The sequence below is a fragment of the Streptomyces sp. NBC_01474 genome (assembly GCF_035918215.1).
Lineage (GTDB): Bacteria > Actinomycetota > Actinomycetes > Streptomycetales > Streptomycetaceae > Streptomyces > Streptomyces aureus.
This window is the reverse complement of sequence record NZ_CP109449.1, coordinates 825,578-845,766: the sequence shown is the minus strand read 5'-3', so window position 1 is coordinate 845,766 and position 20,189 is coordinate 825,578. Positions and strand designations below refer to the sequence as shown.

Here is a 20,189-nt window from a genome sequence, read left to right as displayed (position 1 = left end):
GGGTTCCCTTCAACATTCGCTCACTGGTATACCATTTGACAATGGGGAAGCGAACAAGTCTGTGGAGGGAATCCATGCGCATCGTCGTGGCTCTCGGAGGCAACGCGCTGGCCCGTCGGGGGGAGCCGATGACGGCCGACCATCTGCGGGCGAACGTGAGGTCCACCTGCGAGGCGCTCGCCGGCCTCGCCCGTCAGCACGAGCTCGTGATCACTCACGGGAACGGACCCCAGGTGGGTCTTCTGGCTCTGCAGAACCTCGCCTACCAGGATGTGGCGGCGTACCCGCTGGACATCCTCGGCGCGGAGACGCAGGGCATGATCGGTTACGTCATCCAGCAGGAGCTCTCCAACGCTCTTGCCGGAGAGCGCGAGGTCGCGGCGATCGTCACGACCACCGAGGTCGACGAGGCGGACCCGGCCTTCGAGCGCCCGACGAAGCTGATCGGTCCCCAGTACTCCGCGCAGGACGCCGCTGAGGCGGCGGCCGAGTACCGGTGGACGATCGCGCGCGACGGTGCGGCGTTCCGGCGCGTGGTGCCGTCCCCCGCCCCGCGGCGCATCGTCCAGGCACCGCTCGTGCGCATGCTCCTGGAGTACGGCCGGCTCGTCGTGTGCGTCGGCGGCGGAGGCGTACCCGTGAAGATCGATGGCAAGGGTCGCCAGACCGGCATGCAGGCCGTGGTGGACAAGGACCTCGCCAGCGCGGCACTCGCGGCCGAGCTCAAGGCGGACATGCTGGTCATGCTCACGGACGGCGACTACGTCAGTGAGAACTGGGGGACTCCCGAGCAGCGGGACATCCTGACGGCATCCCCGGAGGCCATCGCCGAACTGTCCTTCGCCGAAGGGTCCATGAAGCCGAAGGTCGATGCCGCGGTGCGGGTCGCGAAGGCCGGCGGACGCGCACTCATCGGGCCGCTCGAACGGATCGACGACCTGCTGGAACGCCGGGTGGGCACGGAGATCCGGGCCGACGTGCCGGAGGGGATCGTCTTCGCCTGAGTCGGTCGAGGTCGAGGTCGAGGGCGAGCGCGAGGGCGAGGTCGAGGGCGAGGTCGAGGGCGAGGGCGAGGGCGAGGGCGAGGGCGAGGTCAAGTTGAGGTCGAGGTCGAGCAAGCCTCTTCAGGAAGGATCCTCCCGCCGCGGGAAGGCTCCATGAGCCCCGCGGCAGGAATGCATTCCGTTTACGGACGGTGTGGTCCGGCTACCCGCTGGGGGAGTCGGACCACACCCTCCGCATTTCCTCGATCTCGCCTCGTCAAGCGCCGCGACTTCCGCTTCCCTGCCCATTTTTTACTTCACTCGGATTACGAGGAGAAGTATTTGCGCACGCATATACGCGGGTAGATTGGTGGCCGGCCAGCGTGGCCGTCGCGACCGCTGCCAGCAGGAGCAGGGCGAGGGGGATCCAGATGGCCGAGGTGAAGCCGTGCAGGGTGGCGGCCCGCGGGCTCCCGTGGAAGGCCGCTGCCGCGCTCGCGGCCACCGTGTTGAACACGGCCGATCCGATGGAGCCGCCCATCTGCTGCGCGGAGTTGACTGTCGCCGATGCGATGCCCGAGTCCTGTGCGGGTACGTCCGAGGTGGCGCCGGTCATGATGGCCAGGAAGCTGCCGCCCATACCGACGCTGAAGGTGATCAGCGCGGGCAGGACGTTCGCGGCGTAGGTGGAATCCGGGTCCAGCAGCGTGAGCTGGAACAGTCCGCACGCGGAGACGCACAGACCGGCCGTCATCATCACGCGCGGGCCGAACCTGGGCAGGAGGCGTGTGCCGAGCTGGGTGGCGGTCGCGGTGGTGACGAGGCTGATGGGCAGGAAGCCCAGGCCGCTGGCCAACGCGGACCAGTCCAGCACGGTCTGCAGGTAGTACGTGAGATACAGCGAGACGGACAGCTGGCCCGCCATCAGTGCGCCACCGGCCAGCAGCGCGGCGACGCGGCGGCGGTCGCGCATCAGCCGCGGCGGCAGGAGCGGGGCGGCGGTCCGGGTCTGCCACCAGGCGAACGCCGTCAGCAGGGCGGCCCCGGCCAGCAGCACGCCGAGCACGCCGGGGGATGTCCACCCCTGAGCCTCCGCCTGGCTGCACGCGTACACCAGCGCGGTCAGGCCGCCGCACCCGAGCACCGCACCTGCGATGTCGATACGGCCGGTGAGGCGCTGGGCGCGATCGCGCGGAGTCCACAGCGTGCCGAGCAGTGCGAGGAGGGCGATGGGCACGTTGACCAGCAGGCACCAGCGCCAGCCGAACCACTGTGTGAGCAGCCCGCCGAGGACGACTCCGAGGGAGGCTCCGGCGCCGCCGAGAGCACCGAAGACGGCGATGGCCTTCCGGCGCTCGCGCAGGTCGGTGAAGGTCGTGGCCACCAGGGCGAGGGCCGAGGCCGCCAGCAGGGCGGCGAAGGCGCCCTGCACGGCGCGGGCGGCGAACAGTGCCTGCGTCGTGGGAGCCGCCCCGGCCGCCGCGGAGGCGACCGCGAAACCGAGCAGACCCGAGGCGAAGACGCGCTTGCGCCCCGCGTGGTCGGCGATGCGGCCGGCGAGCAGGAGCAGCCCGCCGAACGCGACCGTGTAAGAGGTGACGACCCACGGGCGGTCACCGTCCGCCATGCCCAACTCCGTCTGCATGGACGGCAGGGCCACGTTCACGATGGTGCTGTCGAGCAGGATCATCAGCTGGGCCAGACCGAGGACGCACAGGGCCCACCAGCGGCGGGGATCCGGGAGCTGCTCCTGAGGGGTGCTGGGTGACGGTGGAGGGGCTTGCATGCAGATTTTGTATACCAAAACACGGGTGAACGTAAAGGTCACGCCCGCTGAGTGGGTCTGACCACTTCGTTGGTATGCAAAACCGCTGCTCGCAGGCGTGTGTAGTGGTGGTGGGCGGGTTCAGAGGTCTGCGCCGCGCGAAAACAATTTGCTCACGCAATCTTCACCGCGTGAGAGTCGTCACGGCGGGATGTTGTGCGGTGTCTCATAAATTCTGGGCAGCGACCTATTGACCGCCCCTGGCGCCCCCCGTAATCTCCCGTTCCGAAACAAGGAAAAGTTATTCCGCAATACGGAAACGCCGGGAGTGTGTCATGGCCGCCGTGCACGAGAAGCCACCCACCGCTGCGGTCGACGGGGAACGCCGGACGAGCCCCGGGCTGTACAGCCCCGACCTCGCCCCCACGAAGAAGGAAGGGCGCCGCTGGGGCGCCTACAGCGTCTTCACCCTCTGGGGCAACGACGTGCACAGCCTCGGCAACTACGCTTTCGCGATAGGCCTGTTCGCCCTGGGGATGAGCGTCTGGAACATCCTGGTCGCCTTCGCTGTCGCGTCGGCGCTGCTCTTCCTGCTCCTGACCCTCTCGGGATACATGGGCAACAAGACGGGTGTCCCGTTCCCCGTCATGAGCCGCATCGCCTTCGGCGTCAAGGGAGCGCAGATCCCGGCCATCGTCCGTGGTGTCGTGGCCATCGCGTGGTTCGGCATCCAGACGTACCTGGCGGCGTCCGTGCTGGGCGCTCTCGTCAAGGTGCTCTTCCCCGGGCTGCGCTCCCTCGACGAGAACTCGATCCTCGGACTCTCCACCCTGGGCTGGGCGACGTTCCTGACCCTGTGGGTCATTCAAGTCGTCATCGTCAGCTACGGCATGGAACTCATCCGCAAGTACATGGCGTTCGCGGCACCGACGATCCTCATCACGATGTCCGCCCTGGCGATCTGGATGTTCATCCGCGCCGACGGATCCATCTCCATGTCGACCGGGCACGCGCCGCACGGCCTCGACATGTGGCGTCAGATCTTCGAGAGCGCAGCCCTCTGGGTCGTCATCTACGGCACCTTCGTGCTCAACTTCTGCGACTTCACACGCTCCGCCAAGAGCCGCCGGGCGATCGTGCGCGGCAACCTCGTCGGCATCCCGGTCAACATGCTGTTCTTCGCCGTCATCGTCGTCGTGCTCAGCGGGGCCCAGTTCAAGCTGAACGGCGAGGTCATCACCGGGCCCGAGGACATCGTGCGCTCGATCCCCAACACGTTCCTGATGGCGGCGGCGTCACTCGCGTTCATCACGCTGACGATCGCGGTGAACCTCATGGCGAACTTCGTGGCGCCGATCTACGCCCTCGTCAACCTGTTCCCGCGCACGCTCAACTTCCGCCGCAGCGGCGTGGTGAGCGCCGTCATCGGCCTGGTCATCCTGCCGTGGAACCTCTACGACAACCCGACCGTGGTGAACTACTTCCTCGGCGGCCTCGGAGCACTGCTCGGCCCCATCTTCGGTGTCGTCATGGCGGACTACTGGCTGGTCCGCAAAACCCGCGTGAACGTCCCCGACCTCTACACCGACGACCAGCAGGGCGACTACTTCTACCAGCGCGGGTTCCACATGAAGGCCATCGCCGCCTTCGCGCCCGCCGCGGCCGTCGCCGTCGTCATCGCGCTGGTACCCGCCTTCAAGTCCGTCTCCGGGTTCTCCTGGTTCATCGGCGCGATCCTCTCCGCCGTCGTCTACCTGGCCCTCGCCGACCGCAAGAAGGCGACCCGGGATGTCGACGGTGAGGCCATCGCGGTCGACGCCGCCTGAATGCTCCGCACCACCCTCGTACCACCTTCGGCCCAGGCCGGACCCGGCAAAGAAAGCCCAGAAATGCGCATCCTCGTCGTCAACGTCAACACCACCGCCTCGATGACCGAGAGCATCGGCGCCCAGGCCGCCGCCGTCGCCTCACCGGGGACGGAGATAGTGCCCCTCACCCCGCCGTTCGGCGCGGAGTCGGTGGAGGGCAACTACGAGAGCTACCTCGCGGCCGTCGCCGTGATGGAGGCGGTCCGCTCCTACCCGCACCCCTTCGACGCCGTCATCCAGGCCGGCTACGGCGAGCACGGACGGGAGGGGCTCCAGGAACTCCTCGACGTCCCGGTCGTCGACATCACGGAAGCCGCCGCGAGCACCGCGCAGTTCCTCGGCCACCGCTACTCCGTCGTCACCACGCTCGACCGGACCGTGCCGCTCATCGAGGACCGGCTCAAGCTCGCCGGTCTCTCGGACCGCTGCGCGTCGGTGCGGGCCAGCGGAATGGCCGTACTGGACCTGGAGAGCGACGCGGAAGCCGCCGTCGAGGCCATCGTGGAACAGGCGGCCCAGGCCGTCGAACGCGACAAGGCCGAGGTGATCTGCCTCGGTTGCGGCGGCATGGCCGGCCTCACGGAGCGAGTCGTCAAGCGCACCGGTGTCCCCGTCGTGGACGGCGTCGCGGCGGCCGTCACCATCGCCGAGTCCCTCGTCCGCCTAGGCCTCTCCACCTCGAAGGTACGCACGTACGCGGCGCCCCGCCCCAAGACCATCAAGAACTGGCCGCCACGGGCTGCGTGAACAAGAGGCGAGGGCCGCTTGACGCCGGAGTTTTGACGGGGGCGCCGTCGATCACCTTCATGCGGACCACGCCAGAGCCCTCAAGCGCGCCTGAGTCAAGGGCCCTGACGGGAAGCCTCAGTTGCAGGCCTTGATTGGAGGCCCTTCCCGAACGACCGCACCGAGTACGTCGTCCCGGTGGCCCCGGTCACCGCGCGCCATGTCGCCCTGCGGGCGCTGAGCGAGAACGGCGACCAGAACCGGTTCGCGGCGGTGGCGGAACTGGATGTGGTGCGGGCGCGTTGAGAGCCGGGGATCTTCCAACCCCTAGTCATCTGCCGCCGGTTGCGGCAGCAGGGCCAGGAGTTGCCGGGTGTGGCCTGGCAGTTCCACGTCCGCCAGGCCTGTGATGAGGTCTCTGAGCGGGAGAGGCTGATTGACCAGGACCTTGTCGTGGGACAGCAGCAAGGCCGGCACCGGTGTGTCGAGTTCGGTCTCGCTCAGCATCGGGCCGCCGAGGGCGCAGAGGGCGTCTGCCTGGAGGCGGATGCGCTCGCGGAGCCCCGCGTTGCCGCCGGCGAGCGCGATGACGTGCTCGATGGTCCAGATGTCGTGCGCCGTGCGGGTGTCGTACGTCGTGGGTGCTCCCGCGGACGCGGCGGAGACGGTCGCGATGGTGGCGGCGTTGACGATGGCGACGTGGGCCAGGATCTGGTCGGCGTTCCACTCGCCTGTGGGCGGGACGGGGCTCGTGTCCCCGGAGCCGGCCACCGTGGAGGCGGCGTCCAGCAGTGTGCGGTAGGCGTCCCGAAGGGAAATGGTGTCCACCATGGCTTCTTCCTTGAGTCCTGCGCGGAGTGACTGCGGGGGAAGGGGCTGTCGTTCCTGCCGCTTCAGGCGTGCGAGCTCGACATGCTCCACGGCGCCTGCGGGAGCACCTCGCCGGTCTCGAGCAGCGACTTGAGGTTCGCGAGGACGGCCGGCCATCCCTGTGAAATGCCGTTCAGCATCTCCGAGTTGGGAAGGTTCTCGTGGGTCACGGTGAGCCGGACGATGTCTTCGTGCGGCTCGACGAGGAAGGTGACGACGGACGGGTCGCGCGGCGGCTGGGCGTCCGGGGTGTCCTCGAACGTGATGACCAGACGCGTCGGCGGCTCGGCCTTGAGGACCTGACCGACTACGTCGACGGCCCCCGATCCGTCGACGCGTCGGTGTTCCCAGGCCGAGCCCGGCTGCCAGTCGGAGACGTTGGCGTGTCCCCAGTAGCGCGCCGTCAGGTCTGCGTCCGTCAGGGCCTGCCACACCTGCTCCGCGCCGGCCCGGATGTAGGTGACGTAGACGTAGGACGGTACGGATGCTGATCCGCTGGTCATGGCGTACTCCTCTGCCTGGTTCTTGATGGCGCTGATCGCTTGCAGACGGGGCTTGTCGAACTCGGAGATCCAGCGTTCCTCGATCTCGTGGATCGGTGCCGGATTGAGGTAGTGAAGCCGTTCGCGTCCGCGTCGGACGACGGTCACGAGGCCGGCCCGCTCCAGGATGTCGAGATGCTGGGTGGCTGACTGGCGCGCCATGTCCAGGCGGTCGCACAGCTCGCGCAACGTCTGGCCGTTGTGCTCGCGCAGACGGTCGAGCAGCCGACGCCGGGTGGGATCGGCCAGCGCTTTGAAGACCTGGTCCATCGCTGTCGCTTCGTGGCTCACACTCCGATTATGCAGGTATTCACCTGCATAATGCCAGCGGTCGTGAGGAGCGGGTTCAAGCACGCCCGGTATGCCCTGGTCGTCGCCCGTGTCAGAGGTCGGCGGGGTACGGCGCTTCCGCCGGTGCGGAGGTGGTCTCCGGGGTGATGTCCTGACGTGCCGGAACCCCGCGTCGCCCGGCCAGTCGGCACCCGAGGCAGTCCGTGTGCCCGTTGCGTGCGGCGTGGTCCCTGCCCCTGAGGTTCGAAGGGCGTGGGCCGGGCGGCTTGCCCCAGCCCGCGAGGTGCAGGCCCCATGTGACCAGCGTCGCCGAGGCCAGGACGCAGATCCCCAGCCAGATCCCCGGGCGCCAGCCGCAGATGCCGAGGCCGGTGATGATCGCCCCACCGGTGGCAACAGTGAAGCCGGCCCACCCGGCGACAGTGTGCCCTTCGTCGTGCCGGTGCGCGTTGAGCCGTCCGCCCGCATGCCTCTCCGCCTGTTCGCCCGGAAGTCTCTTCACCTGTCCGACCGGTCGCGTGTTCAGATGTCCGTTCATGGGGTGAGGGCCTCCTTGGTTCGGCTATTTGTTGAGTGATTGCTCAAGAAAGGACCGTAGCATGAGTTTTTGAGCGAGCGCTCTAGAATGGCGGGCATGAGCAAGGCACGAGGGCGTCCGCGCACGTTCGACCGGGACGCGGCGCTGGAGGCGGCCATCCGGCTGTTCTGGGAGCGCGGATTCGAGGCGACCTCGCTGGGCGAGCTGACGGAGGCGATGGGCATCCGCCCGGGCAGTCTCTATGCGGCGTTCGGCGACAAGAAGGCGCTCTTCAGGGAGGCTGTCGAGGTGTACGGGCGGTCGCCGGTGGGGTCCTTCCCGGCGCGTGCGCTGGCCGAGGAGCCGACGGCTCGCGGCGCCGTGTCCCGGATCCTGCGTGAGGCGGCGGCGGTCTACGCGGATCCGTCGCACCCGGCGGGCTGCCTGGCCATCAGCGCGGCCACCAACGTCACCGTGCAGGACGAGGAGATCGCCACGTTCCTGCGCGACGTGCGTAACGCGGGTCTGGCCGCCATCGAGGAGCGCCTGCGCCAGGCCCTTGAAGAAGGGGAGCTGCCGGCCGGGGCCGATGCGTCCGCCCTGGCCTCCTACTTCGCCACGGTTGTGCAGGGCCTCTCACAGCGCGCACGGGACGGTGCCCACGTGGCCGAGCTTTCCCAGGTGGCCGAGCTGGCGCTGGCAGCGTGGCCTGGTGGCGACTGACGGCTGCATCTGGGCCCTTCCGTCGTCGGCGAAGCAGCCCGCGAGCGCGCCGGAGGCGGCGTCGGCGACACACTGGGCACCACTCCTGAACGGGGGCGCCGACCACTCCCGGTCCTCGCCTCCACACCTACGTCCGCCACCGTTTGGCCCACCCGCACGGTTGAACCTGACTCCGCATGCCGGACGCTCAAGCCCGCCACGGACGTGTGGCTCAGTTGCCGCCCAGCCTCCCCCGGGCTGTACACGCTGATGGACAGGGAACCCACGATCACCTCGTCGGCCGCCGTCGCAGACTGGTCCGAACGAAGGCCCTAGCCCGCCGGTGGCAATGTGCCGCGCGCCCGCTCGCGCCTGCCGTCACTTCAGCCGTACCTGGCAGCACAATCGCCCCTGTCAGGACGCATGGGCGTGTGTGAGTGGCACGCGGCACCGAGGGGAACGACCGATGGACACAGCAGAGTCTCCGAATCGCAGAGTTCTGCTCGCCGGCGCACTTGCGAGTGCCACGGTCGCGCTCGCGGGGTGCACACCGACGACCAGCGCCCTCACCGCACCGTCCAGCACAGCACCGTCCAGCACTGCGTCGGCCAGCACTTCGCCGATGCCGCCGCCGACCACGCCCGCGGCGGCATTCGCGAGACTGATGGAGGGCAACAAGCGCTGGGTGAGCGGGGACCTTCAGCACCCCGACCGGGATCCGGACCGTCGTGAGCTGGTGGCTCAGCAGCAGGAGCCGTACGGGTCGGTCCTTTCGTGCATCGACTCCCGCGTACCGCCTGAACTCCTCTTCGACACCGGGCTCGGCGACCTCTACGTGATGCGCACGGGCGGGGAGGCGATCGGGCCGGTCGTCACCGGTTCTGTCGAATACGGGCCCATGACGAGCGGCACCCCGCTCATCGTGGTCCTCGGCCATCAGCGGTGCGGCGCGGTCAAGGCGGCGTACGGGTCCCTGCGCGACGGCAAACCGCTGCCGGGCAACTTGCAGGCGATCGTCAAGGCTCTGGAACCGGCATATCGGCAGGCGGTCCGCGAGGGAGGCGGCGACCCCGTCGAGACCATGGCCCGCGCGCAGGTCACCTTGACCGCGACCGATCTGCGCACCAATAACGACCTTTCCCCGCTCGTGAAAAAGGGCGAGCTCGCCGTGGTCGGCGCCTATTACTCACTCGACACCGGCAAGGTGGAAGTCCTGAGCGGCGCCCCGTCCTGAACCGGCCCGCGCCGCGGATCATCTCAGCCGGTGAGGAAGTCGATGAGGCTGTGCGGTGCCCGGTCGTCGAGGCAGAGCGCCATGAGCTGGTGCGCATCCGCGGCTTCCGACTCGCTGCGCGGGAACATCGCCCCTTCGTAGGCGGTGAGCGCCGCTTCGAGGTCGTCGGGGTACGCGGCGACAGCCTGCCCGAGCTCGGCGCCGTCGAGCATCGCCAGGTTCGCGCCCTCGCCGGACGGCGGCATGAGGTGCGCGGCGTCACCGAGGAGCGTCACGCCGGGCAGGCGGTCCCACCGGTGCCGGTTCGGGAGCGTGTGGATGGGGCGCGGTACCGGTGCGGTTTCGCCGTCGGTGATCAGCGCGGTGAGTTCCGGCGCCCACCCGTCGAACTCGGCCGCGACCCGAGCGGTCGCCGCGGCGGCGTCGGTGAAGTCGATGCCGGCGATCCACTCGGCGGGGCAGTTCAGTTGTACGTACGTGTGCAGGATGTTTCCTGCCTCGCGGTGCGCGGAGATCCCCTTCCCCGGGGCGAGCGCGAACATCGCACCGTCGCCGACCGCCTCGGCCGCCGCGGAGTGCCGCTCGTCGGCGTCGTGCAGGTAGGTCTCGACGAACGTCGTGCCGACGTACTCGGGCTTGGCGTCGGAGAGCAGCGGCCTGACCTTTGACCACGCGCCGTCCGCGCCGACGAGGAGTTCGGTGCTCACGGTGGATCCGTCCATGAACGTCAGTTCGTGCCACCCGTCGCCGATCGCCGCGACGCCGGTGAGCTTCTTCCCCCACTGGACCGTCCCCGCGGGCAGGGAGTCGACGAGGATGCGCCGAAGGTCTCCGCGGAGCACCTCGGGCCGCCCGCCGTTGCCGTCGTCGGGTTCGTCGAGGAGCACCTTTCCGTGCTGGTCGAGCGCGCGCGTGGCCTCGCCGCCCTCGTGGATGATCGCGCGGAATTCGGCGGTGAGGCCGGCCGCTTCCAGCGCGAGCTGCCCGTTGTGGTCGTGGATGTCGAGCCGGCCGCCCTGCGTGCGGGCCTCGGCCGAGGGCTCGGCCTCGTAGACCGTCGCGGGGATGCCGTGGATGTGGAGGACGCGGGCGAGGGTCAGCCCTCCGAGGCCTGCACCGATGATCGTCACGGGTGTCGTCATGGTGGTTCCTTGCCTGTGCATGCTTGCCGGGCGGGAATCCGGCAGGTCGTCTCATCTCTGGAATGTTGTTCCAGAGTCAGACTGGAACTCTGTTCCAGAGATGTCAAGCTGGAACGGGGTTCCAGTCGTATGCCAGGATGAGTGCATGGCAACCAGGACGCGCCGTCCGGAGCGACGGGGGAAACCGCTCTCTCGTGAGCGCATCGTCGAGGCCGCGATCGAGCTTCTCGACACGGCGGGCGAGAGCGGACTCACGTTCCGCGCGCTGGCCGAGCGCCTCGCCACCGGGCCGGGCGCGATCTACTGGCATGTCGCGGGCAAGGACGAACTCCTCGGCGCTGCCACCGCCGCCGTCGTCGCCGGCGCCATGACCGCCGACACCGCCGACACCGCCGACACCACGCCGCAGGACGCGATCCGCGCCCTGGCGCTCGGGGCGTTCGACGCGATCGACGATCACCCGTGGATCGGCGCCCAACTCACCCGCGCCCCGGGGCAGTCGCCGATGATGCGGGTCTTCGAACACATCGGGCGCCAGGTGCAAGCGCTCGGAGTACCCGCCGCCGATCAGTTCACCGTCGCGTCCGCGCTGTGGAGCTACATCCTCGGAGTGGCCGGACAGAACGCTGCCAACGCCCGGTCGGCCCCGCCGGACACGGACCGGGCCGAATTCCTGGGCGCCGTCTCGGCGGTGTGGGCAAACCTCGATCCCGACGAGTACGCGTTCACCCGCAGCGTCGCGGGCCAACTGCGCGAGCACGACGACCGGGAAGAGTTCCTCGCCGGCATCGACCTCATCCTCACCGGAATCACCGCCGGTCGATAGCCGACCGACCGGCCGATGGCAGCCATCGGCAACCTGCCCCACGCGTCTGATCTTGTCGGGGTCGAGGATCGCGTAGATGCCGTCGAGGTGTCTGTCCCGCACGGAGATGGCGACGACCCGACTGTTACTCCCTGGCGTCGAGGTCGGTCGCCACGAGCGCGGCCAGTTCGTCTATGGCGGCGTCCGCGCCGTCGCCCTCGGCTGCGAGCACCACGGAATCACCGTGCTTCACCGCGAGCGCGAGCACGGACAGCAGGCTCCGTGCGTCGACCGGACTCTGCCCCTCACGGGCCACCGTCACCTTGACCGGCTGCTTCGAGGCGGCCTGGACGAAGACGGAAGCCGGGCGGGCGTGCAGCCCGGTGCGCGAACCGATGACGACAGTGCGCTGCGGCATGAGTTGACCCTCTTTCTGGAGACGAAGGATGAGAGGCTCTCCATGGATGTGGATTTACATCTGTTTGATGTCCGAACCTCTGTGTTTTCGAGATGCTACGGGGATGGTGCGGCGAAGTAAACAGATATGGGCATGAAGCGCGAGCGCCGAGCGCCCTCGATCTCGTCCGGCATGACCCGGGCGGTCTACGCGGCCGGGAGGTGCCGCAGCGATCGGGGAAGGGTCTGAGGATGCGTCTGGTACCCGAGCGGCTGGTGAAGCTGCTGAGCCGTGTCCCCCGTGGCAGTCGGCTCGTGAAACGGCTGAGGCACCCGGAAGCCGTGCAGACGCTACGGGCCACCGCCGCCGCGACGATCGCCTACGTCATCGCCCTGCACCTCAGCCGCGAGCCCGTCCCGCTGACCGCGCCCCTGACCGCTCTCCTCGTCGTGCAGGTGACCCTGTACGCGACCGTGAAGATGAGCCTGAGCCGCATCAACTCCGTGGTCGTCGGAGTGTTCATCGCCATCGGGTTCAGCGCCTTGGTGGGGCTGAGCTGGTGGAGCCTGGGGCTGATCATCCTCGTGTCCCTCACCATTGGGCCCCTCGTCCGCGCGAACGAGTTCGTGCCCGAGGTGGCGATCAGCGCCATGCTCGTACTCGGCGTCACCCAAGTGGCATCGAGCGCATGGGACCGCGTACTGGAGACCCTGATCGGAGCCCTGACCGGGCTCGCCTTCAACCTGTTCTTCGCCCCGCCCCTCTGGGTGGACACGGCGGGCGACGCCCTGGAGGACCTCGCCCGCCGCATGCGCCGCCTGCTCCTCGAACTCAGCGACCAGCTCGACGCCGAGACCCCCTGGCCGCTCGCTGCGGAACGACTCCACGAGGCGCGCCGCCTCGATCAGGACATCGCCGACGTGGACGCCTCCCTGCGGCAGGCCGAGGACAGTCTCCGGCTCAATCCGCGTGTGCGGGAGGGGCGGCTGCACCGCGTGGTCCTGCGGACCGGCCTCGACACACTCGAAATCTGCACCGTCGTGCTGCGCGTCATCGCCCGGACCCTGACGGACCTGGCCAAACAGCGTGAAGAGGAGTGGCTGCTCGACCCCGAGGCGTCGATGGCGATGCGTGATCTGCTCGGGCACGTCGCGGACGCGATCGTCAGCTTCGCCGTACTCGTCTCCACCGGAACCAGTTCGGAATCGGAGACGGCCGAGGACCGTCTGGTCAGCCATCTGGCCGCCGCCAACGCCCAGCGCGAACACGTCGCGCGACTGCTTCTGGACACCGTCCAGGAGGACCCGCGCCAGTGGCAACTGCAAGGGGCCCTGCTCACCGAGATCGACCGCATCCTCGCCGAACTCGACGCGGAGCATCGCACACAGCGCCTCATGGAGGAACTCGACCGCAACGCCCAGCAACTGCACGAACGCTTCCCGGTGCTCGCCGACGTACTGAGATGGGCACGCAAGCACAATCTGCGTGTACGCCGGAAAGGCGCGTGACGGAGAAAAGAGGCGGGCTAGTTGCCCGTCAGTGCCGTCCTGAGCTCGTCCAGCGATTCCCGCATGAACCGCGACATCTCACGTTCCTTTGGCGCGCCGATCCAGCGCTCGAAGCCCACCTTGAAGATGGCGACCCCCGCCTCGGCGGTCAGGCTCGCGGCCGGCTCCGCCACGCCCCGTCGGCGCAGGGTGTCGGCGAGCGCGGCTGACATCGAGGCGAGCTTGATGAGCTCGCGCTCCTGGAGTTCCGCGGTCGCCATGATCACGGCCTGCCGCCGCCGCGCGAAGTCGCGGCGGTCGACGAAGAACTCGGCGATCGCGTCAAGACCCACGGCCACCGCGTCGATCGGCGCCGCGGACTTCGGCACGTCGGCGACCGCTTTCACGAACGCCTCCTCCAACTGGCTGGAGCCGGCGAAAAGGACCTCGCGCTTGTCCGCGTAGTGCCGGAAGAAGGTGCGCTCCGTGAGTCCGGCCCGTTTGGCAATCTCCGCCACGGTCGTCTGCTCGAACCCGCGCTCGCTGTAGAGCTCCAACGCCGCGTTCGCCAGACGCCCACGCGCGTTCGGCTCCCATCTACCCATGCGCAGATCTTACGTGATGACAGTGAATGACATCAGGTGTAGCGTTGATGACAGGCACTGACATCACCATGGCAGCACCTGCCATCAACTCCTTGGGGTCTCTCATGCGCATCTTCGTGACCGGCGCTTCCGGCTGGATCGGCTCCGCCGTCGTTCCCGAACTCATCGACGCGGGACACGAGGTCGTCGGGCTGGCCCGCTCCGACGCCTCCGCGGCCGCGCTCACCGCCGCGGGGGCGGAGGTCGTCCACGGCACCGTCGACGACCTCGACGTACTGCGTGCCGCGGCCGCCGCGTCGGACGGGGTGATCCACCTCGCCTTCAAGCACGACATCGCCTTCTCCGGCGACTTCCAGGGGGCGGCGGAGGCGGATCGCCGCGCCGTCGACACCATCGGCGCCGCGCTCACCGGCACCGACCGGCCCTTCGTCATCGCCTCCGGCGTGGCCGGCCTCGCGCCCGGGCGCGTGTCGACCGAGCAGGACATGGCCACCAACGACGGCTCGCCGATCTCCATCCGCGTGGCCACCGCCAAGGCGGTGCTCGACCTCGCCTCGCACGGCGTGCGCTCGTCCGTGGTGCGGCTCGCTCCCACCTGCCACGGTGACGGGGACAACGGTTTCATGGCGACGCTGGTCGCGACCGCCCGCGCCAAGGGTGTCTCCGGCTACCCCGGCGACGGCGCCAACCGCTGGCCCGCCGTCCACCGCCTCGACGCCGCCCACCTGTTCCGCCTCGCGGTCGAGAAGGCCCCCGCAGGATCGGTGCTGCACGGCGTCGCGGAGGAGGGGGTCGCGCTCCGCGACGTCGCCGAAGTGATCGGCCGTCACCTCGACGTGCCGGTGACCTCCGTGGCTCCCGAGAACGCCGCCGAGCACTTCGCCTGGCTGGCCGCCTTCATCGGCGTCGACGCCCCGGCGTCCAACACGCTGACCCGCGAACTGCTCGCCTGGGAACCGGCCCACCCCGGCCTCCTCGAAGACCTCGACAAGGGGCACTACTTCCAGGCGTCGACGACCACTGCCTGACACGAGCCGCGGAGTCGGCACCGGCGCGGGGCACGTACACGTGGACTACGGCACAGCGACTTCACGCAAACCGGCTGACCGCCGCCTTCCTTGAGTCGTTCAGCCGGCCAGGATGCGGATCTCGTCATGGATTCGTTCGGCGAGTGGTTGCGCCAGGTCCCGATGGCTGTGGTCGGTGACGGCGGTGACGACGGAGGTGCTGCCGTGATGGATGGCGGTGACTGCGAGGGGGTGGCCCGGGCCGAGTGGGGGGATGGCTGCCATCGCGGTGAGTCGCGCTGATCCGATGGTCAGTTCGCCTGCGTGTGTGGACACGCTGCTGCAGAGGAGGGAGAAGTAGCGAGGCGAATCGACGTAACGGCCCGCTGCGTTGCTCAGCGGGGTGACCTTGCGCGGTCGTGAGGAGACCACGGCGGCCTGGGCACGGGCCCTGGCCCCGATCGCGGCGCGCCGGATGAAGGAGTCGACGGCAGCGAGTCTCTCCCGCGCGTCCCCCAGCTGGGGGAGCGGTACCCGGACCGTGGCGTAGTGGTTGCCAAGGAGTTGTGATTCCTCGCTGGTGCGTACGTCGACGGGGACCAGGGCGCAGATGCCGGGCAAGGCCGGTAGGGGGCGGCCGGCGACGCCCAGGGTTCGCAGCGCTCCGGCGGTGGCAGCGAGGAAGACCGCGTTGGTGGAGGCGCGTTCGGCTGACGCAGCGGAGCGCAAAGAGGCACGGGCGGCGTCGAGTTCCTCGCGCGGCACCTGGCGGAAGGACAGGACACGGTAAGGGTCCACGGGACCGTGAAAGGGCAGCGGGCGGCCCTTGGGGAGCAAGTCGCCCAAAATCCAGGAGAGTTGACGGGCCCGGGAGGGCGTTTCCGCTGTCGCGGGGCCGCCGGCTCGCGGAGGGCGTAGGCCGGCGGTCTCGTCGAACAGGGCACGGAGCAACGTGGCGATCGACCTGCCGTCGAGCAGTGCGTGGTGGGCGCGGAACAGGAGAACGAAGCCGCCCGTGGTGGGGATGAGGTGCAACTGCCAGGGTGGGCGGCGGGGGTCGAGTGGCGCGGAGAAGAGGGCTGCGATGTCCTCTTCGAGTTCCGTCGTGGCGGCGCCGGGGCTTTCGACGATGTGGTGCGCGGCCTCGAAGTGCGGGCCGGTCGACCACAGCGGCCAGCTGTCCTCGACGGGTTCGGCTGCGCTTGGCATCTGTCGTAGCCGCTCGTAGGGTGCCAGGCGGTACTGGGCCATGGAGCGCAGGGCTGAGAGCGCGGGCGGGGGCCCCTCGAACCAGGCGAGCAGTGCGGCCGTCATGTTGGAGCCGCCGCTGCTCTGCTGGCGGTGCATCCAGGCGTCCAGCGGTGGCATGGCGGTGCTGGGGCGTGAGGTGGTGTGTTCCGGTGCGGTCGACGAGGTGGCGAGGTGTGATGGCGGGGCCGGTCGGGTCATAGGGGGTCCTCAAGCCAGAGATGGTGGGTGCCCTGCTCCGTTCGGTGTGCCCGGGCGAGCGCTGGGCCGGCGCACGCGCGGGGTGACGCGGATCAGCCGAGCGCGGCGACCGCGCGGGCTACGGCTCCCGCTCCGTCCTCCTGCGCAAGGCGTACGGCCGCAGCCGCGGCATTCCGCGACAGCGCACGGTTCTGGGTCGTCCGGGTGAGCGCGTCGGCCAATCGTGCGGCGGTCAGTTCGGTGCAGGGCAGTGCTTCCGCGCTCACTCCGAGTTGCATAAGGCGGGCGGCCCACCAGGGCTGATCGGTCATGACGGGCACCGGTACCGCAGGAACCCCCGCCCGAAGACCGGCCGCCGTGGTGCCGGCGCCCGCGTGGTGGACCACTGCCGCAGTCAGCGGCATCAACCAGCTGTGCGGGATCTCGCCGACGGTGATGACGTCGTCGTCGACCACGGAGAGGCCGGCCCAGCCTGACTGAACGACCCCCCGCAGTCCCGCGCGGCGCAACGCCTGCGCTGCGATCTGACCGAGCTCCTCGGGGTTGCCGGGCATCATGCTTCCGAAACCGATGAGTACCGGTGGTGGTCCGGCGGCCAGGAAGTCCCTTACCAAGGTGGGTGGTTGCCAGTTCGGGCACTCGTGCGGCCACCAGTACCCGGCCACATGCAGTCCGGGCCGCCAGTCCGCCGGACGTGGAACGACCCAAGGGCTGTAGCCGTGCCAGATCGGCCACTGGCTGCGTTCGCGGACGCTGCGCAGGCGATGGGCGCTGCGGTGGTCGACACCCAGGCGGGCGTGGACGGCGCGATTGGCCGTGCGGTACAGGGTGTCGAAGAGGGCGTTGGCGGCGTGGCCCCGCAGGAGGTTGGTGCGGCCTGGGCTCTGCCAGGCCATCGTGCACGGGGCGAACTCCGTTGTGGGCACGTCGGGTTGGAGATAGACACCCATGGTGGGAATGCGGTGGTAGCGCGCGATGGCCGCGCCGATCGGGGCCGCCATGGTGGACAGCAGGATGAGGTCGGCCTTCGGATCCACGACGGCGTGGATGGCGTCCACCAACGAGAGCATGGCCTGTTCGGTCGTGCGGACGAGTGACCGTAGCGACTTGAGCGACCTGAGTGCTTCGCGCCGGGGTGAACGAAGGGCGTTTGATGGATGCCCTGCACTGCTGAGGCTGCTGTGGGCGCCGATCAGCGACTCAAAGGGATCGGCTTCGAGCGGCTCCATGCGAAGTCCGCAGCAGGCGACCATCGGCGCGAACTTGGCGTGGGTGACGATCTCGACGGTGTGCCCCTCGGCCAACAGCCGGTGTGCGAGGCCCGTGTAGGGGGCGACCGAGCCGGTCGACCCCACCGTGATGACTTGGATGCGCATCGAGTGCGGGTCCCCTTCCAGCCGGAGTCGTGCAACCCGGAGTTCCTGCCGAGCCGTTGGGCTGCCGCGACTCACGCTTTTCCATACGCCACCAACGAGCACGCGGACCGAGAGTCACATGATCACGTACTGCCGGGGACGCCGTCGGGCGTACTCACCGTGCTGGGCAGGGCTGGGAAGTCCGCTCCACCCCGCGGCAGTACGTGAGCTGTTCCAACGGCTCGTCCGCCAGGAAGTGTGTGATCAGGTCGGCGAGTTCGACAGGCCGCTCCAGCGGAAGCATGTGGTCGGCGTCGGCCACCTGTGTGAACCAGCTGTCGGAGCAGGTGGCGGCGAGGTCCCGGCACAGGTCCGGAGTGGTGAACGTGTCGTGCTCCCCGGTGGCGACCAGTACCGGCATGGCCGGCGGCCGGCTCGTGTCGAGCATCTCGTGCCTGAGCAGACGCATCGTGTTGGCGAGGTGTTTCGCGACGTCCTCCTCGCTCAGGTTGAGCATCCGGCGCATCAGGAAGCGGCGCACCCGGGAGCCTGCGGTGACGGAGTCGATCCGGTCGGCGTTGACCATGAACGCGACGGTCTCCTCGGCGAACTCCTCCATACGCCGGTCCACAAGCAGGTCAAGAGTCCGGCGCATGGCGACCCGGGCGTGCCCGGGAATGGACGTCATCGTCCCTACCAGCACCATTCTCTCGACCAGTTCGGGCCGCCGCTGCGCGAGGCGGTACACGATCGCTGTGCCGTACGAACCGCCCACGAGATTGACGGAGGTCAGACCCGACTCGTCGAGCATGTGACCCAGAGCGTCCGCGAGGAAGTCCGCGCCATGGCGGTCGGGGAGGACGTTCCCGGCACCCCAGCCCGGCAGGTCAACAGTGAACACGTCGACGTGCGCGAGCAGTTCACGTTCCAGACGGCCCCAACTCTCCTTGGTCTGGAACGCACCGCCGACCAGCACCAAGGGCGCGATACACGGCGCGGCCGCACGCACCAGCCGCGACTCGCAGCGGTAGCCCTGCCAGTCGTGGCGGGATACGAGAGGGGATCGGGTGCGGGTGTTCGGGACGGTGAGCGCCGGGCGCATCAGTGACACGGGGTCTCAACCCCCGTTCCGTGCATCAGGTCCAGCGGTGGGCCGCCGCGGCAGTCTCGCCGCGTGGTCGATCCAGTCGAGGTCCTGACAAAACCGTACATTGACATGCCGTCAAGATATCGGTCCGAACGGAACATTCTGTTCCATTCGCTGGATAGTGGTCGAGCCGTGGCATACCAACTCTCCAAGCTCGCTGACTTGTTCCCCCGAGCCGGTGCCGTGCGCGAGCGCTGGGGCAATGGGGCTCAGGTACGGCGGTCGGCGAGCAGGCGTTGGAGCCAGCGGGTGCGGGCGTTGCGCGCGTCCTGGCTCAAGGCCGCCTTTGGCGCCACGCTGTCGAAGCCGTGGTAGGCGCCCGGCCATACGTGCAGTTCAGCCTGGCCGCCCGCCTGCCAGATGGCGCCCGCGTAGGCGACACCCTCGTCCCGGAACATCTCTGCCGACCCGACGTCGATATACGCCGCGGGGAGCTGTGAGAGGTCCACGGCGCGGGACGGGGCCGCGTACGGGGGCAGATCCTCGGCACCGTAGCGGTCGCCCAGCAGGGCCTGCCACGCGGTGGCGTTCGAGGTGAGGTCCCAGAGCCCGAGGCCCGACATCTGTCGACCGGAGAAGGTGCCGCCGCGGTCGTCGAGCATGGGGCACAGCAGCAGTTGCCCCAGCGGCTCGGGACCGCCGCGGTCGCGCGCCAGCAGGGCGAGGGCCGCGGAGAGCCCGCCGCCGGCGCTCTTCCCACCGATGATGATGAGGTCCGGGTCGATGTCCAGTTCGGCCGCGTGCGCGGCAGCCCAGACGAGCCCCGCGTAGCAGTCCTCCAGCGGCTCCGGGTACTGCGCCCCCGGCGCCAGCCGGTACTCGACCGAGATCACGGCCATGTCCAGCGGCTGAGCCCACTCGCGGAGAATCCGCGGAAGCACGGACCACGCGTTGCCCATGACCATCGCACCGCCGTGCATGTAGTACAGCAGCGGCAGCGGTCCGACGAGCCCGGACGGCCGGGCGCTCACGAGCGTGACCTCCGGCCCGTCGGGCGGTCCCGGTACGCGCAACTCCGTCACGTCGAAACGGCCGTCCGCGCGCAGGTCCTCGGCGGTCGGCCTGGGCCGGGCCGCGGCATCCTGCTGCTGCCGGGCCGCAAGATTGTCCGGGGTGAGCGGATCCCGCGACTCCTTGCCCAAGTCCGCCAGTACGACGCTCAGTTCGGGGTCGAACGGGGGCGCTGCCTTCGGTGCCGGGACACCGTCCCCGGTCGGGCTGCGGAACGATCGTCTGAGACCCATACACCGCAGCCAACCACAGTCAACTTGACCCGGCCCTAAGGACCGGGCTTGGA

Annotated in this window: 19 protein-coding genes; 8 read left to right on the top strand and 11 right to left on the bottom strand. The window is 69.1% G+C overall.

The genetic code is table 11. The features are described from left to right. Window positions 1-74 precede the first annotated feature (74 nt). Entirely contained in the window at window positions 75-1,004 is a 930-nt protein-coding gene (locus tag OG758_RS04100; RefSeq protein WP_326708655.1) for a carbamate kinase, read from the top strand. 256 nt (window positions 1,005-1,260) lie between these two features. Here the strand turns inward: OG758_RS04100 and OG758_RS04095 are convergent, their stop codons facing one another. Further along, window positions 1,261-2,769 (bottom strand): MFS transporter, encoded by a 1,509-nt coding sequence (locus OG758_RS04095; protein ID WP_326708654.1) that lies wholly within the window; start codon window positions 2,767-2,769, stop codon window positions 1,261-1,263. 314 nt (window positions 2,770-3,083) lie between these two features. On the opposite strand from OG758_RS04095, the gene OG758_RS04090 reads away from it, so the two are divergent. Then, window positions 3,084-4,574: an NCS1 family nucleobase:cation symporter-1 gene (locus OG758_RS04090; RefSeq protein WP_326708653.1), complete on the top strand. Its 1,491-nt coding sequence runs from the start codon at window positions 3,084-3,086 to the stop codon at window positions 4,572-4,574. A 63-nt stretch (window positions 4,575-4,637) separates the two neighbouring features. Beyond that, window positions 4,638-5,363 carry an aspartate/glutamate racemase family protein gene (locus OG758_RS04085; protein WP_326708652.1) on the top strand — a complete coding sequence of 242 codons (726 nt, stop codon included), beginning with the start codon at window positions 4,638-4,640 and terminating at the stop codon, window positions 5,361-5,363. 306 nt (window positions 5,364-5,669) lie between these two features. Here OG758_RS04085 and OG758_RS04080 read toward each other — a convergent pair whose 3' ends face one another. The 3 genes from OG758_RS04080 to OG758_RS04070 form a co-directional block, all read right to left on the bottom strand. Further along, window positions 5,670-6,173 (bottom strand): hypothetical protein, encoded by a 504-nt coding sequence (locus OG758_RS04080; RefSeq protein ID WP_326708651.1) that lies wholly within the window; start codon window positions 6,171-6,173, stop codon window positions 5,670-5,672. 62 nt (window positions 6,174-6,235) lie between these two features. Next, window positions 6,236-7,024, bottom strand: coding sequence for an ArsR/SmtB family transcription factor (locus OG758_RS04075; protein WP_326715794.1), 789 nt, complete (start codon window positions 7,022-7,024; stop codon window positions 6,236-6,238). 112 nt (window positions 7,025-7,136) lie between these two features. After that, window positions 7,137-7,583, bottom strand: coding sequence for an HGxxPAAW family protein (locus OG758_RS04070; protein WP_326708650.1), 447 nt, complete (start codon window positions 7,581-7,583; stop codon window positions 7,137-7,139). Window positions 7,584-7,670: 87 nt separating this feature from the next. Here OG758_RS04070 and OG758_RS04065 point away from each other — a divergent pair, with 87 nt between their 5' ends. Continuing rightward, window positions 7,671-8,285 (top strand): TetR/AcrR family transcriptional regulator, encoded by a 615-nt coding sequence (locus OG758_RS04065; RefSeq protein ID WP_326715793.1) that lies wholly within the window; start codon window positions 7,671-7,673, stop codon window positions 8,283-8,285. 601 nt (window positions 8,286-8,886) lie between these two features. Beyond that, entirely contained in the window at window positions 8,887-9,498 is a 612-nt protein-coding gene (locus OG758_RS04060; protein ID WP_326708649.1) for a carbonic anhydrase, read from the top strand. A 23-nt stretch (window positions 9,499-9,521) separates the two neighbouring features. Here the strand turns inward: OG758_RS04060 and OG758_RS04055 are convergent, their stop codons facing one another. Further along, window positions 9,522-10,640, bottom strand: a complete 1,119-nt coding sequence (locus OG758_RS04055) for an FAD-dependent oxidoreductase (protein ID WP_326708648.1) — start codon at window positions 10,638-10,640, stop codon at window positions 9,522-9,524. Window positions 10,641-10,785: 145 nt separating this feature from the next. Between OG758_RS04055 and OG758_RS04050 the strand changes: the two genes are divergently transcribed. Beyond that, a complete protein-coding gene (locus OG758_RS04050; protein ID WP_326708647.1) occupies window positions 10,786-11,466 on the top strand; it encodes a TetR/AcrR family transcriptional regulator in 681 nt (226 codons plus the stop codon). A 124-nt stretch (window positions 11,467-11,590) separates the two neighbouring features. On the opposite strand, the gene OG758_RS04045 is transcribed toward OG758_RS04050, so the two are convergent. Then, on the bottom strand, window positions 11,591-11,863 hold the full coding sequence (locus OG758_RS04045; protein ID WP_326708646.1) for an HPr family phosphocarrier protein: 273 nt from the start codon (window positions 11,861-11,863) through the stop codon (window positions 11,591-11,593). Window positions 11,864-12,093: 230 nt separating this feature from the next. Between OG758_RS04045 and OG758_RS04040 the strand changes: the two genes are divergently transcribed. Next, window positions 12,094-13,350, top strand: coding sequence for an FUSC family protein (locus OG758_RS04040; RefSeq protein ID WP_326708645.1), 1,257 nt, complete (start codon window positions 12,094-12,096; stop codon window positions 13,348-13,350). A gap of 17 nt (window positions 13,351-13,367) precedes the next feature. Here the strand turns inward: OG758_RS04040 and OG758_RS04035 are convergent, their stop codons facing one another. Further along, window positions 13,368-13,934, bottom strand: coding sequence for a TetR family transcriptional regulator (locus OG758_RS04035; RefSeq protein WP_326708644.1), 567 nt, complete (start codon window positions 13,932-13,934; stop codon window positions 13,368-13,370). Window positions 13,935-14,038: 104 nt separating this feature from the next. Between OG758_RS04035 and OG758_RS04030 the strand changes: the two genes are divergently transcribed. Further along, a complete protein-coding gene (locus OG758_RS04030) occupies window positions 14,039-14,962 on the top strand; it encodes an SDR family oxidoreductase (RefSeq protein ID WP_326715792.1) in 924 nt (307 codons plus the stop codon). 99 nt (window positions 14,963-15,061) lie between these two features. Here the strand turns inward: OG758_RS04030 and OG758_RS04025 are convergent, their stop codons facing one another. From OG758_RS04025 to OG758_RS04010, 4 genes are all read right to left on the bottom strand, one after another. Continuing rightward, window positions 15,062-16,390 carry a wax ester/triacylglycerol synthase domain-containing protein gene (locus tag OG758_RS04025; protein WP_326708643.1) on the bottom strand — a complete coding sequence of 443 codons (1,329 nt, stop codon included), beginning with the start codon at window positions 16,388-16,390 and terminating at the stop codon, window positions 15,062-15,064. A gap of 92 nt (window positions 16,391-16,482) precedes the next feature. After that, complete coding sequence (locus OG758_RS04020) at window positions 16,483-17,766, bottom strand: glycosyltransferase (protein ID WP_326708642.1); 1,284 nt, start codon at window positions 17,764-17,766, stop codon at window positions 16,483-16,485. Window positions 17,767-17,920: 154 nt separating this feature from the next. Further along, window positions 17,921-18,847, bottom strand: a complete 927-nt coding sequence (locus OG758_RS04015; protein WP_326715791.1) for an alpha/beta fold hydrolase — start codon at window positions 18,845-18,847, stop codon at window positions 17,921-17,923. 254 nt (window positions 18,848-19,101) lie between these two features. After that, window positions 19,102-20,136, bottom strand: coding sequence for an alpha/beta hydrolase (locus OG758_RS04010; protein WP_326708641.1), 1,035 nt, complete (start codon window positions 20,134-20,136; stop codon window positions 19,102-19,104). Window positions 20,137-20,189: the final 53 nt, after the last annotated feature.